Raw genomic sequence first — 14801 nt, 5'->3', positions numbered from 1 at the left:
TGCCGGGCGGTCGGGCGCGAGCGCGCGGGCGCGCCGCAGCGCGGCCTCGGCGGTGGCGAGCGATCCCTGCGCGAGGTCCGTCCGGGCGGGCCGGCGCAGGAACGCGGCGGCGGCGCCGGGGTCGGCCGCGAGCACCGCGAGCTCGGCGACCGGGGTGGCGCCGTCCCCGAGGTCCGCGTCGTCGCTGAGCACCTCCCACGCCCGGCGGGCGATCCGCGCCCGCTCGGGACCCGGCGTCGTCGCGGCCACGGCGTCGCGGGTCAGGGCGTGCCGGAACGCCGCGCGGTCGGCGTCCTGCGTCACGAGGTCGGCCGCCGCGATCGCCGCCAGCGCCTGCCGGGCCACCTCCGGCTCGTGGTCCACGACGGCGAGCAGGAGCGCCGTCGGGAACTCGACGCCCAGCACCGCGGCGACCCGGAGCATCTCGCGGGCCGGACCGTCGAGCGCGGCCGTCCGCGCGGCCGTCGTCTCCGCGACCGTCGCCGGCACGTGGCCGGCGCGCACGGCCGCCGGGCCGGCGCCGAGGAGCTCCTCCACGAGGAGGGGGAACCCGTCGGCACGGTCGCGCAGCATCGCCACGGTCTCCGGGCTCGGCGGCTCCCCGAGGCACGCGGCGGCCATCGCGCCCACGTCGTCCTCGGCCAGCGGCGGCAGGACCAGCTCGCGGTGCACCCCGCGGTGTGCGAGCCGGTGCAGCAGCGCGAGCGCCGGCCCGGGTGTGGACCGGGCCGTGACCAGGAGGAGCAGGCGGGACCCGGCGGCGTGGTCGGCGAGGTACTCCACCACGGCGAGCGTGTCCGGGTCCGCCCACTGGAGGTCCTCCACCACGAGGACCGCCGGACCCGCTCCGGCGGCCGCGAGCACGAGACGGTGGACGCCCTCGGCGAGCACGACCGGTGACCCGTCCGCCGGCGGCGGCGTGCCCGGCCAGAAGGGGGCGACGCGGCCCAGCGCGGGCAGGAACGGCTCGACGTCGCCACCGGCGGGGACCGGACGCCCGCGCAGCCCGCTGAGCAGGGCCTCGGACAGCGGGCGCAGCGCTGCGGGTGCACCCTCCGTGCACCGCCCGGCGAAGACCGTCGCGACCTCCGCCGACCCGACGAGGTCGGTGACCAGCCGGGACTTCCCGATGCCCGCCGGGCCGACCAGCCCGACCATCGCCCCGCGTCCCCGGGCCGCGTCCTCCAGCGCGGCCCGCAGCACGTCCCGCTCGGTGTCCCGGCCGACCACCTCCGGGCAACGCAGCGCGCGCACGCCCCGCAGTATCGGTCGGGGCCCACCCGCCGGTCGAGCCTGTCTGCGTGGTGCCCGCGCGCTGTGTACGTGCCGGCACGGTCCCGGCGGGGCACGCGTCTCCCGATGCTGGTCGCACCACCCCGCGGGAGGAGAGAGACACCATGCGCAGGCAGATCTGGCAGCTCCGGTTCCGTCCCGAGGCCGCCCCGCCGTCGGGAGAGCCGCCGACGTTCGAGGTCAAGTCCGGGCCGGGCACGGTCGTCCTCCTCGACGGCGACGCGGACATCGCCGTCCCGGGCACGGCGAGCTACGTGACCACGGTGACGATGCTCGACGAGACCGCACTGCTCGAGCGGGGCACCCTCACCCTCGACGGCGGCACGCTGGAGCTCTCGACGATCGGCACCGGGGTGCTCGAGCCGGGCCTCGACGCGGGGTCGTTGCGCGGTGCGGTGATCTGGCGGCTCGAGGGCACCGGGCGCTGGGCCGGCGTCACCGGGATGCTGTCCTCGGTGTTCGGCGGCCACCCCGAGCAGGGCACCGTCGTCGAGGACCAGGTCGCGCACCTGTACTACCCCTGACCCGACGCCTCCGCGATCGCCCCGAGCACCGTCGGCCAGCTCGCGTGGGTCGGGTCGGCGACGGTGAAGTGGTCGCCGGGCACCTCGACGAGCGCCGCGTCGTCGCCGGCGGCCCGGGCCGCCTCGACGTAGCGCACGCTGGTGTCGAACGGGACGCGGTCGTCGGCGCGGGCGTGCACCGCCCGGAGCGGGACGCCCAGCGGCAGGTGCGCCACCGGGTCGGCGAGGGCGTAGCGGTCCGGGAGCTCGTCGGGCGGGCCGCCGACGAAGTCCGTGGCCGCGCCCTCGCCGATGCCCTCGCGGGCGGCGTCGGCGAGGGTCAGCACGCCGGCCAGCGACACGACCCCGGCCACCGGGACCCGCGACGCGACCCACGCCGCGAGGTGCCCGCCGGCCGAGTGGCCGACGACCACGGCGGGCCCCTCCTCGACGAGGCGCAGCGCCGCCTCGACGTCGTCGAGCGTCGCCGGGAACGGCGCCTGCCCGACCCGGCGGTACTCGACGTTGACGACCGTGTGCCCGCGGCCGTGCAGGTCCGCTGCGACGGGGGCGATGTGGTCGAGCCCGACCCGGGCCCGCCAGAACCCGCCGTGCAGGAGCACCACGCTCCCGCCGCCGTCCCCCCGGTACACGTCGACGAACTGGGCCGGGTCGTCCCCGTAGGGCAGGCGGTCAGCGCACACGCAGCACAGCATCCAGCTCCACGGCGAAACCGCGCGGCAGGGCCTGGACGCCGATGGCCGTGCGGGCGTGCTCGCCGCGCTCGCCGAAGACCTCGACCAGCAGGTCGGAGGCCCCGTCGATGACCGCCGGCTGGTCGGTGAGGTCCTCGGTGCACGCGACGTAGCCGCGCAGCACGAGGACCTGCGCGACGCGGTCCAGGGAGCCGACGGCGTCGCGGGCCTGGGCGAGCAGGTTGAGCGTGCACGCCCGGGCGGCGGCGTAGCCCTGCGCCACGGTGAGGTCGGCGCCCACCCGCCCGGTGTGGCCGTCGGCGCCCTGGCCGGAGAGGTACAGGACGTCGCCGGCGGAGGTCCAGCCGCGGTAGTGCCCGGCCGGGCGGCGCAGGGCCGGGAGCTCCAGACCCAGCTCGACGAGGCGGTCCTCGGGGCTGCTCACAACGGCGCCCAGATCCGCCGCCGCCGCGGCTCGTCGGCCGGCAGCCCGAGGGCCCGGGCGACGCGCGCGACGGAGCCCGCCGGGTCGGTCACCTCGAACAGCTCCGCGCTCATCCCCGCCCGCCGCGCGCCGTCGAGGTTGGCGGCGAGGTCGTCGACGAACAGGCAGCGGGCCGGGTCCTCCCCCAGCGCCGCCGCGGCCACCCGGAACGCCTCCGGGTCGGGCTTGAGGACACCGAGCTTCGCGGCCTCGAGCACCCCGTCGAAGCGCGCCACCGCCGGGAACCGCGCCGGCCAGTCGTCGCCGAACCAGTGCGCCATGTCGTTGGTGAAGGCGACGACCCGCACCCGCCCCGCGACCCGGGCGATGAGCCCCAGGACCTCGTTGCGGACATAGGAGCAGTCCCGCCACAGCGCCCCGATGTCGATGTCCGGGCGGCGCTGCGCGAGCCGCGCCCAGTAGTCGCGCTCCTGGGACTCGCCGCGCTCGACCGAGCGGTAGTCGTCGTCGGCGCCCGTCGGGCCGGCCGGGAAGCCGGGGACGTCCGTCGACTCGAACAGGGTCGGGATGACGACCCCGCCCATGTCGAGCAGCAGCGTGCCCCCGGCCGTCCGGGTGCGGCGCAGGGCCCGGCGCCGCCCGGCCCGGACGGGGTCCGGGAGCCGCGGCTCCCCGGGCCCGTCCGGGCGGGGCGCGCAGGAGGTCACGCGGGTTCCAGCACGGTCACCACACCGTTGTCCCCGTCCACCCGCACCCGCTGGCCCGTGCGCAGCGTCGCGACGGCGTTGCCGGTGCCGACGACGGCGGGCATGCCGTACTCGCGGCAGACGATGGCGGTGTGGCTCATGATCCCGCCGACGTCGGAGACGGTGGCCGCGACGCGGGCGAACACCGGCGCCCACGCCGGCGAGGTGGCCGGGCAGACCAGCACGTCCCCGGGCTGCACGTCGGGCAGCTCCGACGGGTGCGTGACGACGCGGACCGGCCCCTCGACCACGCCGGGCGACCCGGCCGTCCCGCGCAGGGTGCCGTCCTCGGCGTCCGAGCGCAGCCACTCCGCGACCGTCGAGGTCGTGATGCCCCAGAGCATCACCGTGAACGGCTCGTCGATCTGCGTGGGCGGCGGGCCCAGCGCCGGCGGCGGCTCCCAGGCGCGCAGCGCGGTGTAGATCTCCTTGCGACGGGCGATGAGCGGCCGCAGGTGGTCCGCTCCCCGCGGGCGCGAGCCGACCGACCACGCCGCGACGCAGTCGTAGATCGCCTCGGCGACCTCGTAGCGGCGCAGGAAGAACATGTCCTCGGGCTCGTCGACCTCGCCCATCGCGGCCAGCGCGCGGGAGAGCTCGTGCGACTTCGCCCAGAACGTCGCCCACATCCAGTGCTCGATGTAGAGGACGTGCTCCTCGATGAAGGCGAAGACCTGGCGGGCGAGCCCGACGGTGTCGTCGAAGGTCGCGCGGTCGTCCTCCGGCAGCAGCTCGCGGTAGCCCGCGGTGATCCGGTCGCGCTCGGCGAGCACCTCGTCGGTGGGCCGGTCGATCGACTCGCCGGCCTCGAGACGGCGCAGGTACTCCCGCACGGAGGCCAGCGGGATGTCCGGCTGGTCGGCCCAGGTCGGGTACGTGTGGTACCCGCCGGGGTGGCCGGGGTCGGTGTTGATGAGGAACCACGGGTCGGCCGTGCGCTCCCAGTCGGCCACCCACTCCGCGCCGGCCTTGTCGGAGCGCAGGGCGGCGAACAGCGTCGCGGCGTCCTCGGTGCCCGAGAGCCGGTCGACGAGCCCGAGGCGCTGGGCCTCCTTGGCCAGGCGCTTGAGCTCGTCGTCGGGCCGGTAGAGCTCGACGCGCAGCCCGCCGACCATCCGCGAGATCGACTGGTCGGAGATGTCGGGGAAGGCCTGGCGGCACATCGCGAAGAACGTCAGGTAGGCCGCGTAGCCGATGTTGAGCAGCTCGAAGTGGTACTGGTACGTCTCGTACATCGTCAGCACGAGACGGTCGAAGTCGCGGATCATCCGGAACCCCGCCGAGTGGCCGACGTGGTCGAACACCGTCGACTCGGGCTCCAGCGCGGGCAGCGGCTCGAAGCGCAGCGCGCGGATCTCCTCGAGCTTCGCGGTGACCTTCTCCTTCCACTCCGCGTAGATCGCGTCCCAGCGCTCGTAGTAGTGGCCCGCCCGCTTCCCGAACTCCTCGGCCCGGGCGGCGACGTCCTCGGCGGGCGCGGCGACCGGCGTGACGTAGAGGCGCCCGTTGACGATCCGCTGGTCGACGCCGAAGGCCGGCGGCATGGCGAAGATGCGCGTGTTGAACGCGCCGAGGGCCTGCCACCAGCACTCGCACTGGATCTCGTCGTAGGGGTGCAGGACGTCGGGGTGGTGCAGGCGGTCGGCGAACCAGAACCGGCCCTCGTCGAGCTCGCGGCGCTCGGGCCCGAACAGGTGGTACCAGTCGTACATCGACTCCCAGCCCTCCGCGCCGGGCGGGGTCTCGACGTCGAACGGGCTCGGGAAGCGGTCAGCCACCATGGTCGGGCGTCCCTTCGTGCGTGTGGGCCGGGGTGGTCGCGCCGCGCGTGAGCGTGGCCAGGACCGCGGACAGCGCCGTCCGGGGACCCGCGCCGGTCCCGTCGGTCGGGGTCGCCGCGCGCGGCGCGCGGGTGCTCCAGACGGTCTCGGGCCGGGTCTGGAGCAGGTGGACGCGCGCGGGGCCGCCGGGCTCGGCGAGCGCGAACTCGCCGTCCTGGGGGACGCCCGCGGCGCGCTCGACGCGGCGGGCCACGTCGAGCAGCTCGGCGAGCTCGGCGTCGTCGAGACAAGGGCGGTCGCGGTCGGCGTCGGGGACGTCGACCTCGTGGGTGCCCGGGATGTCGTCGCGCCGGACCAGGCGGCGCTCCTTGTGCGCCACCTCGCGGCGCACCACCTCGCCGCTGATCTTGTCGATGACGAACCGGTCGGGGGTCACCTCGCCGGAGACCAGCGGCTCCCCCAGCCCCCAGACGGCCTCGCAGACGACGGTGGAGCGGTCGCCGTTGGCCGGGTTGAGCGTCATGAAGACGCCGGCGGCGCGGGCCGGGACCATCTCCTGCACGACGACGGCCATGGCGTCGGCGGACAGGCCGCCGTGGGCGCGGTAGGACACGGCCCGCGCGGTGTAGAGGCTCGCCCAGCAGCGGCACACGGCGTCGGCGACCGCGTCGCGGCCCCGGATCTCCAGGTAGGTGTCGTGCTCGCCGGCGTACGAGGCGCCGGCCGCGTCCTCCCCGACCGCCGACGAGCGCACCGCGACGCGGGAGATGCCGCCGGCGAGGTCGTCGTAGGCCGCCCGCACCGCGTCGAGCACCGGGCCGGCGGCGACCGCCCGCAGCAGCCGGGCCCGTGCCTGCGCGGCCGCCCGCTCGACCTGGTCGATCGGGGCGTCGGGCGCCAGCTCGCGCAGCGGTGCCTCGACGTCACCCGTGGCGGGGAGCGCGGCGCGGAAGGCGTCGGTGGTGACGACGAACCCCGCGGGCACCCGCGCGCCCAGCGCGACCAGCCGGTGCAGCCCGGCGCCCTTGCCGCCGACGGCGGCGACGTCCGCGGCCGCCGGGTCGGCGAGGTCGACCACCCAGGTGTCGCTCACGGCGCATCCCACCCGGCGACGAGGGCGACCACCGCCGCGTCGACGCAGGCGCGCCCGGTGACGGCCGCCGCGGCCTCGTCGGTCGCGAGCAGCACCGTCGTGCCGGTGCCCGCGTCGAGCAGGTCGACGGCCACGCGCCGGGCCCCGGAGTCGGCGTCCCGGACCATCACCATGCGCACGCCGCCGAGCCCGTCGACCTCGCGCTCGGACCACACCCGCCCGACGACCTCGCCGAGGATCACCGCTCCGCCCCGGACTCGATCGCCCGCGCCAGGCGGTCGGAGCTGCCGTTCTCGAGCAGCCCGACCGAGACGCCGTGCGGCTTGGGGTAGACCTGCGCGGCCCGCAGCTCGCCGTACTGCTCCACCGCCGCGGACCCCGCGTTGACGGCCTGGCGCACCGCGGCCAGCGACCCCCGGACGGCCGCGGCGAGGTAGCCGCTGCTCACCCGCTCGATCGTGATCGTCTCGACGTCGGCGGTCTTCATCATCGCCTCGATCCCCGCCGAGAGCGCCACCACGCCGCGCGTCTCGAGGATCCCGATCGCGCCACTTCCCCGTTCCGCCACGGTCAGCTCCCCACCATCGACAGGTCCCCGGCCAGCGCCTGGACGGGCACGCACGGGCTCGCGAAGACGATCGACTTCACGGCGCGCCCGGAGACCGCGCGCGCCACCTCCTCGCCGACCTCGACGGCCTCCTCGACCGTCGCGAGGTCGCCGGTGACGGCCACCGCCACCAGGCCGCCGCCGAGGCGCACGGCCCCGCGGACCTCCACCTCGGTCGCCTTGACCATGGCGTCGACCGCGTCGAAGACCGGCACGAACCCCTCGGCCTCGATGAACCCCACTGCCCGTGCCATCAGCTCTCTCCCCACCAGACGACTGCTGCTCCCGTGCCCCACACCGGCCCGTAGGCCAGGACCTCGCCCGGACGGTCCACCGCGCCGCTGCCGTCGAGGAACGCGAAGGCGCGGAACTGGCTGTCGGCCTGCGCGGCGACGGCGAACTGCTCGCGCATCCCCAGCACGGCCTCCCGGTCACCGGCGCGGATCGCGTCGAGGACCTTGCGGTTCCACCGGTCGTGCTCGGGCTCGACGCGGTCCTCCGACGGGCGGATCCAGCGGGGCGTGAGCCCGGACGACAGCCCGCTCACCGCCACCACGCCGGGACGCCGGCCCAGGTCCGCGGCGGCGCGCACGCCGGCCGCCGCGACCGCGCTCATCGCCGACGGGTCGGCGTAGAGGTTGCAGGACACCTGCGCCCACCGGCCCTGCCCCTGCGGATCGAGCAGCCGCGACGCGACGACGGCGCCGGTGTCGACCGGGAAGCCGTCGTAGCGCGTGCGCCGGGCCTGCATGCCCGCGGCGTCGATCGCGTCGGCCCAGGCGTGGGCCAGCTCGACGTCCATGGCCAGGTCGTGCTCGAGGTGGCCGTAGTCGTAGGCATACCAGTTCTCGTCGGTGCGCCGCCCGCGCAGCCGGTCGTCGCACTGGACCTGGTGGCCCAGCACGGTGAAGAACTGCGTCGAGAGCAGCAGGACGGTGTCGACGCCCGCGGCGCGCAGCCGGTCGCCGACGGTGCGGGACCCGGCGGCGAGCTCCGCCCAGCTGTCCGCGGGGTCGCCGGCCAGCAGGTGGGGCATGGCCGGCACCAGGGCTGCGGGGATCACGACGGCACCCACTCGACGACGGCGTTGCCGGTGGCGATGACCGTCCCGTAGGCCAGCACCTCGCCGGCGATCGCGGGCCAGCCCATCGCCGCGAGCAGCCAGGTGAGGCTGCCGGCCTTGGTCTCGGACGACGTGGCCTCGATGTGCGCCGGGATCGCGTCCCTGAGCCGGGACGTCGGCCCCTCGCGCACGACCCGCAGCAGCTCCATGTCGCCCGCGTACTGGTGGTGGTCGAAGGGGCGCTCGACGGACATGTCCTCGGGCAGCTCGGGCTCGGTGTCCCAGTGCAGGTGCGAGAGCGAGTTCGACGCCAGCAGCACCGCCCGCCGCCCGGTGCGCTCGATCGCCGCCCGGGTGGCCGCCCCGAGCGTCTCCATCTCGGCCAGCGAGGCGTCCGAGTAGTAGTAGGGGTTGTTGTTGGCCGACAGCGACACGACCGGGATGTCCCAGTCGGGGTTGGCCAGGTGCAGCGCCCCGATGGTGGCGTAGTCGACGCGGACGCCCTCCTCGCGCAGGCCGCTCGTGACCAGCCCGGCCTTCGCGCCCTCGTCGACGATCGCCTCGGCGAGGTCGACGTCGGTGCGGAAGTCGTAGTGGTACCGGAACAGGTGCGGGAAGATCGGCTCGACGGAGACGCCGCGCGGGTTCGGCACGCAGTTGACGTGGTGGCCGACCATGGTGATCCAGTGCGGCGCGTGCACCACGAGCACGTCGGGCCGGTGCTGCTTGAGGCGGCGGCGCAGCTCCTCGTACCCCCAGCGCAGCACCTCCCAGCCACCGGTGGAGCGCGGCTCGTTCTGCGGCGGGTTCTCGGCGTAGACGAGGTGCGGCGGGTGGGGGGCGAGGTAGCCGGCGACGATGCCGCCGCGGTCGCGTCCCGGGGCGCTCGGGGCCGGTGCGGGCTCCGTCCGCGGCGCCCGCCGGGCGGCCGACCGTCCGCTCCCGGCGGTGGCGTGGAACACACGGGCCATGGGCCGGGACGCTAGGGAGCGCCCCTCCGCGGTCCCAGGTCGCCGTCCCGCGGTGCTGGACACCGCCCCGCGCGGCGTCCCACACTCGACCGGGTGACGGTCGCGGCGGTGAGCAAGTCCGCCGTCCTGCTGCGGGCGTTCGCGCCGACCACCGACGTGCTCTCCACCCGGGCGCTCGCGGCCCGCACCGGTATCCCCCGCAGCACGGTCCATGTCCTGGCCACCACGCTGGCCGCCGAGGGCCTGCTCGAGACCGTGCCCGGACGCGGCTGGCGGCTCGGGCCGCTGCTCGTGGGGCTGGCCGGGCAGATCATCGAGCGCACCGGGCTCGTCGCCGCCGTCGAGGGGGCGCTCGGCGGGCTGCGGCGGGTCCCCGGGCAGGAGGTGCACGTCGGCCAGCTCGTCGGCGGCTGGACGGTCTACCTGCACCGGGAGGCCGGGCACGTCCGGCCGCCGATGGACAACCGGGTCGGGCTGCGGGCCCCGGCCTGGCGCGGCGGCTGCGGCAAGGCGGCGCTCGCGCGCCTGCCCGCCGACGAGATCGACGAGCGCATCGCGCGGCTGTGCCGCGACGAGGACCTCGCCGCGCCCGAACACGCGGCCCTGCACGACGAGCTCGCCGCCGTCCGGCGCACCGGCTACGTGGTGTCGTCGACCTTCCAGGCCGGGCGGACGTCCGTCGCGGCCGCGGTGGTCGACGCCGACGGGCGGCCGGTGGGCGGGCTCTCCGTCGCCGGACCGTCGCCGCTGTTCTCCCGCGCCGCCGTCGCCCGGGCCGCGGAGGACGTCGTCGAGGCCGCCGTGCGGGCGGGCCGTCAGCTCGCGACCTGAGCCCGACCTGCCCGTGCGTGCCGGTCGGCGGAACGTCGCGGTTCCGCGGTGTCGGTGAGCGGTGTCACGCTCGTCGCCATGAGTGCGCCTGCGAAGGTCCCGGCCGCGATCGTCGGACCGGGCAACATCGGCACCGACCTGCTGGCCAAGCTCGCGCGCAGCGCGCGGATCGAGGTCACCGCGATGGTCGGCGTGGTCGAGTCCGAGGGGCTCGAGCGGGCGCGGGCGATGGGCGTGCCCGCGTCGTCGGACGGGGTCGACTGGCTGCTGCGCCAGGACCCGCTGCCCCGGATGGTCTTCGAGGCCACGTCGGCCAAGGCGCACCAGGCCAACGCCCCGCGCTACGCCGAGGCCGGCATCCGGGCCATCGACCTCACGCCCGCCCACCTCGGGCCGATGGTGTGTCCGGCGGTCAACATGCCCGACCACCTCGACGCCCCGAACGTCAACATGATCACCTGCGGCGGGCAGGCGACGATCCCGATCGTCGCCGCGGTCTCGCAGGTGGTGCCGGTGGCCTACGCCGAGATCGTCGCGTCGGCCGCCTCGCGGTCGGCGGGGCCGGGCACGCGGGCCAACATCGACGAGTTCACGCAGACCACGGCCCGCGCGGTCGAGGAGGTCGGCGGCGCGCGGCGCGGCAAGGCGATCATCATCCTCAACCCCGTCGAGCCACCGATGATCATGCGGGACACGGTCTTCTGCTCGCTGCCGCCGGAGGCCGACCACGACGCCGTCGCCGCCTCGGTGCACCGCATGGTCGAGCGGGTCCAGCAGTACGTCCCCGGCTACACGCTGCGCGCCGAGCCGCAGTTCGACCCGCCCTCGGAGAAGTGGGGCGGCAACGGCCGGGTGGCCGTGTTCCTCGAGGTCAAGGGCAACGGCGACTTCCTGCCCGAGTACGCCGGCAACCTCGACATCATGACCGCCGCGGCCGCCCAGGTCGGCGAGCTGGTCGCGGCCGAGATGGAGGTGGCCGCGTGAGCCGGCCGGAGATCCGACACGACGTCCGCATCACGGACACGACGCTGCGCGACGGCAGCCACGCGCAGGCGCACCAGTTCACCGAGGAGCAGGTGCGCGACACCGTGCGCGCGCTCGACCGCGCGGGCGTCGAGGTCATCGAGGTGACCCACGGCGACGGCCTCGGCGGCTCGAGCTTCAACTACGGCTTCTCGCACACGAACGAGCTCGAGCTCATCGCCGCGGCCCGCGAGGAGGCCCAGCAGGCCCGGATCGCGGTGCTGCTCGTGCCCGGCATCGGCACGGTCGACGACCTGCGCCGCGCCCGCGACGCCGGCGCCGACGTCGTGCGCGTCGCGACCCACTGCACGGAGGCCGACGTCTCGCCCCAGCACTTCGGGGTGGCCCGCGACCTGGGCATGGAGACCGTCGGGTTCCTCATGATGGCCCACCGCACGTCGCCGGAGGACCTGGCCAAGCAGGCGCGGATCATGGTCGACGCCGGCTGCCAGTGCCCCTACGTCACCGACTCCGCGGGCGCCCTGCTCATGCACGACGCCCGGGCCCGGTTCGAGGCGCTGATCGCCGAGGTCGGCGACGAGGCGTGGGTCGGCTACCACGGCCACCAGAACCTCTCGCTCGGCGTGGCCAACTCGGTGATCGCCGCCGAGGTCGGCGTCAAGGAGATCGACGGGTCGCTGTGCGCCCTGGGCGCCGGCTCGGGCAACTCCCCCACCGAGGTGCTCGCCGCCGTCTTCGACCGCATGGGCATCGCGACCGGTCTCGACGTCACCGCGCTGCTCGACGCGGCCGAGGACGTGGTGCGTCCCTACCTGCACCGCTGGCCCAAGATGGACCGCAACGCGATCACCCAGGGCTGGGCCGGCGTCTACTCCAGCTTCCTGCTGCACGCCGAGCACGCCGGCGAGCGGTACAAGGTCCCGGTGCCCGACATCCTGCGCCGCTGCGGCGAGCTCGGGCTGGTCGGCGGCCAGGAAGACATGATCATCGACGTGGCCCTGGAGCTGGCCCGCGAGCGGGAGCAGGGCTGACGGGGCCGACATGCCGATCCTGGAGATCCACGTCGTCGACGGCGACCACTCCCCCGACGTCCTGGCCCGCCTGCTCGAGCGCACGAGCCGGCGCTACGCCGAGGTGCTCGACTCGCCGCTCGACCGCATCCGGGCCTACGTCACCGCGCACCCGCGCACCCACTGGGCGGTCGGCGGGGAGACCGGGGCCGCGCCGGCGCCGTACTTCACCGCGATCGTGCTCGAGGGCCGGCCGGTCGAGCAGCGGCACCGCCTGCTGGCCGACCTCACCGATCTGCTGGTCGACGTCCTCGGGGTGGCCCGGGCGCGCGTGCGCGGGCGGATCATCCAGGTCCCGCCGGACGACTGGGCGATCGGCGGCGTCCCGGCGTCGGGGGCGCGGCGGGACGAGATCGCCGCCCGGGCGGCGAACAGCTGAGCCGTGTTCGTCAGCACCTCGGACCCCGACCGTGCCCGGGCGGAGTGTGCGGAGGTCTACTTCCCGCACCGGCTGACGGTGCTGCACGACCCGGCCGCGTTCTCGATGTCGCTCTCGGCGGTCGACCTCGGGCCGGTGGCGGCCGGGGTGCTGTCGTACGGCGGCGAGGTCGTCATCGAGACCGGCGAGCTGGCCACCGGCTACGAGGTGAACATCGCCCTCGACGGGGTGCTGCGCACCCGCAGCGGGCGCGCCGACGTGTGCTCCACGTCGGCGACCGCGGCGGTCTACCGGCCCGACGGCACGGCCCGGCTGCACGGGTGGGCCGAGGGCGGGCGGCTGTTCGGGCTGAGGATCGAGCGCGGGGCGCTGGAGGACCAGCTCACGACCCTGCTCGACCGCCCGGTCCGGGGCGCGGTCGCGCTGGCCCCGACGATCGACCTGCGGTCGGACGACGGCCGGCGCTGGTGGTCGCTGGTGCGCACGCTCGCCGACCTGGCGGGCGACCCGCGCGGGCTCGCCGCCGATCCGCGGGTGATGCGCCCGCTCGTCGAGGCCGTCGTCGCGGGCCTGCTGCACGCCGTCGACCACCCGTACCGCGACGCGCTCGCCGCGCCCGCGGCCCCGGTCGGGCCGCGGTCGGTGCGCCGCGCGGTCGCCGCCGTCGTCGAGCACCCCGAGCACCCGTGGACGGTCACCGCCCTCGCGGAGGTCGCCGGCGTCAGTGCCCGTGGCCTGCGCGACGGGCTCCGGCGCCACCACGGTGTCTCCCCCATGACGTTGGTGCGCGACGTGCGCCTGCGCCGGGCCCGGGACGACCTCGCGGCGGGTCGCGGCGGGGTGGCGGAGGTGGCCATGCGCTGGGGCTTCACCCACCTCGGCCGCTTCGCCCGGTCCTACCGCGAGGCCTTCGGCGAGCCGCCGTCGCGCACTGCCGGAACCGGCGCGCGGCCTACCGCGCGCGGATCGACGGGTGACCCGGGCCACACCTAGCGTCGGCCTTCCGCTCCACCACTGGGAGGCACAGCGCCGTGACCGCCACCGACGAGAGCAGCCCCGCGCTCGAGTTCAACCCGATGGTCAGCCCCCACCGGGAGGACCCGCACCTGTTCTACCGCGAGGCCCGCGCCCACTCGCCGATGATCAACCCGGTCCTGGGCGCCTACATGGTGACGAGGTACGACGACCTGGTCACCGTCATCGACGACCCGGAGACCTACTCGTCGGCGGTCGCCGTGCCGAAGATCTACTGGAATCCGCCCGAGGTCACCGAGGTCCTGCGGGCCGGCAACGTGCCGGAGACCAACGCCGTGGTCAACGAGGACGAGCCGGCCCACCACCCGATCCGGCGCGTGTTCGACGCCGGCTTCACCGGCGCGCGGGTGCGGGCGATGCTGCCGACGATGCGCTCGACGGCGGAGTCGCTGATCGACGGGTTCACGGAGCGCGCGGACCTGGTGGGCGACTACGCCGTGCCGTTCGTGCAGTCGGTGATCAACGCGATCATCGGCTTCCCGGCCGAGGACGGCGACCGGATCCAGCGGTGGACCGACGACGTCAACATGCTCTGGAACCTGCTGGCCCCGCTGGAGGACCGCATCGCCTCGGCCCGCCGGATGGCCGACTACACGGTCTACCTGCAGGCCCTGATCGACGACCGGCGCGCCCACCGGCGCGAGGACCTGATCTCCGACCTGGTGCACGGCGCCCACGGCTTCCCGGGCCTCGACGACGACTACGTCATCAACGTGGTGCGCGGGGCCGCCCGGGTCGCGGGCTTCGACACCACGCGCGACGCGATCACCGCGACGCTGCTGGCGATCCTGCAGAACCCGTCGGTGCAGGAGCGGGTCACCGCGGACCCGGCGAAGGCGATCCCGAAGGTCACCGAGGAGGTGCTGCGCCGCGACGCGCCCCACCGGGGGCTGTTCCGGATCACGACGCGGGACACGAGCCTGGGCGGCACCGACCTCCCGGCCGGGACCATGGTGCTGCTGCTGTTCGGCTCGGGGAACCGCGACGAGACGGTGTTCCCCGACCCCGACGTCGTGGACATCGACCGGGCCAACGTGCGTGACCACCTCGCGTTCGGCCGCGGCCTGCACGTCTGCCCCGGCGCCCCGATGGCCCGCGCGGAGATCCGCGTCGCCCTCGAGACGCTGGTCCGCCGCCTGCCGGGCCTGCGCCTGGCCGACGGCTACGAGCCCACCTACATCGCGAGCTACTTCTTCCGCGGTCTGGAGACCCTCGACGTCACCTGGTGACGTCGACGGGTGGTCGTTGCTCACCGACCGGTGCGGGATGTCGTCCGCCGGGTCGTGGGTGCTGCTGGGGGTCGAT

The 14801-nt window shown here is 75.5% G+C and carries 18 protein-coding genes; 7 read left to right on the top strand and 11 right to left on the bottom strand.

Annotated elements, in window-relative coordinates; translation table 11 throughout:
• On the bottom strand, positions 1–1254 hold a 1254-nt coding region (locus tag ABD994_RS30080; protein ID WP_345424995.1), incomplete at its 3' end, for an AAA family ATPase.
• A 143-nt stretch (positions 1255–1397) separates the two neighbouring features.
• Here ABD994_RS30080 and ABD994_RS30075 point away from each other — a divergent pair.
• A complete protein-coding gene (locus ABD994_RS30075; protein WP_345424992.1) occupies positions 1398–1817 on the top strand; it encodes a hypothetical protein in 420 nt (139 codons plus the stop codon).
• Here the strand turns inward: ABD994_RS30075 and ABD994_RS30070 are convergent.
• The 10 genes from ABD994_RS30070 to ABD994_RS30025 are packed head-to-tail and all read right to left on the bottom strand — an operon-like array spanning position 1808 to position 9197.
• On the bottom strand, positions 1808–2500 hold the full coding sequence (locus ABD994_RS30070) for an alpha/beta hydrolase family protein (RefSeq protein ID WP_345424989.1): 693 nt from the start codon (positions 2498–2500) through the stop codon (positions 1808–1810). The two genes, ABD994_RS30075 and ABD994_RS30070, sit on opposite strands and share 10 nt — an antisense overlap.
• Entirely contained in the window at positions 2490–2936 is a 447-nt protein-coding gene (locus tag ABD994_RS30065) for a RidA family protein (protein ID WP_345424986.1), read from the bottom strand. Before ABD994_RS30065 ends, ABD994_RS30070 begins: the two co-directional genes overlap by 11 nt.
• Positions 2933–3643, bottom strand: a complete 711-nt coding sequence (locus tag ABD994_RS30060) for an HAD-IA family hydrolase (RefSeq protein WP_345424983.1) — start codon at positions 3641–3643, stop codon at positions 2933–2935. Before ABD994_RS30060 ends, ABD994_RS30065 begins: the two co-directional genes overlap by 4 nt.
• Positions 3640–5463 (bottom strand): PEP-utilizing enzyme, encoded by a 1824-nt coding sequence (locus tag ABD994_RS30055; protein ID WP_345424980.1) that lies wholly within the window; start codon positions 5461–5463, stop codon positions 3640–3642. The genes ABD994_RS30060 and ABD994_RS30055 overlap by 4 nt, the downstream gene beginning before the upstream one ends.
• Complete coding sequence (locus ABD994_RS30050) at positions 5453–6556, bottom strand: PEP/pyruvate-binding domain-containing protein (protein WP_345424977.1); 1104 nt, start codon at positions 6554–6556, stop codon at positions 5453–5455. The genes ABD994_RS30055 and ABD994_RS30050 overlap by 11 nt, the downstream gene beginning before the upstream one ends.
• The gene (locus ABD994_RS30045) at positions 6553–6798 is read right to left on the bottom strand and encodes a EutN/CcmL family microcompartment protein (RefSeq protein WP_345424974.1); all 246 of its coding nucleotides are present in this window, start codon (positions 6796–6798) and stop codon (positions 6553–6555) included. The genes ABD994_RS30050 and ABD994_RS30045 overlap by 4 nt, the downstream gene beginning before the upstream one ends.
• Complete coding sequence (locus ABD994_RS30040) at positions 6795–7124, bottom strand: BMC domain-containing protein (RefSeq protein ID WP_345424971.1); 330 nt, start codon at positions 7122–7124, stop codon at positions 6795–6797. Before ABD994_RS30040 ends, ABD994_RS30045 begins: the two co-directional genes overlap by 4 nt.
• A 2-nt stretch (positions 7125–7126) precedes the next feature.
• Positions 7127–7417, bottom strand: coding sequence for a BMC domain-containing protein (locus ABD994_RS30035; protein WP_274230963.1), 291 nt, complete (start codon positions 7415–7417; stop codon positions 7127–7129).
• Positions 7417–8226 (bottom strand): class III extradiol ring-cleavage dioxygenase family protein, encoded by an 810-nt coding sequence (locus ABD994_RS30030; RefSeq protein ID WP_345424968.1) that lies wholly within the window; start codon positions 8224–8226, stop codon positions 7417–7419. Before ABD994_RS30030 ends, ABD994_RS30035 begins: the two co-directional genes overlap by 1 nt.
• Positions 8223–9197 (bottom strand): DODA-type extradiol aromatic ring-opening family dioxygenase, encoded by a 975-nt coding sequence (locus ABD994_RS30025; protein ID WP_345424964.1) that lies wholly within the window; start codon positions 9195–9197, stop codon positions 8223–8225. Before ABD994_RS30025 ends, ABD994_RS30030 begins: the two co-directional genes overlap by 4 nt.
• Positions 9198–9305: 108 nt before the next feature.
• Here ABD994_RS30025 and ABD994_RS30020 point away from each other — a divergent pair, with 108 nt between their 5' ends.
• The 6 genes from ABD994_RS30020 to ABD994_RS29995 all read left to right on the top strand — a co-directional run bounded on the left by ABD994_RS30020 (position 9306) and on the right by ABD994_RS29995 (position 14725).
• Positions 9306–10028, top strand: coding sequence for an IclR family transcriptional regulator (locus ABD994_RS30020; protein WP_345424959.1), 723 nt, complete (start codon positions 9306–9308; stop codon positions 10026–10028).
• Positions 10029–10106: 78 nt separating this feature from the next.
• A complete protein-coding gene (locus ABD994_RS30015; protein ID WP_345424951.1) occupies positions 10107–11012 on the top strand; it encodes an acetaldehyde dehydrogenase (acetylating) in 906 nt (301 codons plus the stop codon).
• Positions 11009–12043, top strand: coding sequence for a 4-hydroxy-2-oxovalerate aldolase (gene dmpG / locus ABD994_RS30010; protein ID WP_345424946.1), 1035 nt, complete (start codon positions 11009–11011; stop codon positions 12041–12043). Before ABD994_RS30015 ends, dmpG begins: the two co-directional genes overlap by 4 nt.
• A gap of 10 nt (positions 12044–12053) precedes the next feature.
• Positions 12054–12461 carry a tautomerase family protein gene (locus ABD994_RS30005; protein WP_345424939.1) on the top strand — a complete coding sequence of 136 codons (408 nt, stop codon included), beginning with the start codon at positions 12054–12056 and terminating at the stop codon, positions 12459–12461.
• A 3-nt stretch (positions 12462–12464) separates the two neighbouring features.
• Entirely contained in the window at positions 12465–13454 is a 990-nt protein-coding gene (locus ABD994_RS30000; protein WP_345424936.1) for an AraC family transcriptional regulator, read from the top strand.
• A 38-nt stretch (positions 13455–13492) separates the two neighbouring features.
• Positions 13493–14725 (top strand): cytochrome P450, encoded by a 1233-nt coding sequence (locus tag ABD994_RS29995; RefSeq protein ID WP_345424933.1) that lies wholly within the window; start codon positions 13493–13495, stop codon positions 14723–14725.
• The last annotated feature ends 76 nt before the right edge of the window (positions 14726–14801 follow it).

This window comes from Actinomycetospora chlora, from assembly GCF_039542135.1.
Lineage (GTDB): Bacteria > Actinomycetota > Actinomycetes > Mycobacteriales > Pseudonocardiaceae > Actinomycetospora > Actinomycetospora chlora.
Note: the sequence above shows the minus strand (reverse complement) of the source record. Positions and strands in the feature narration are given on the sequence as shown.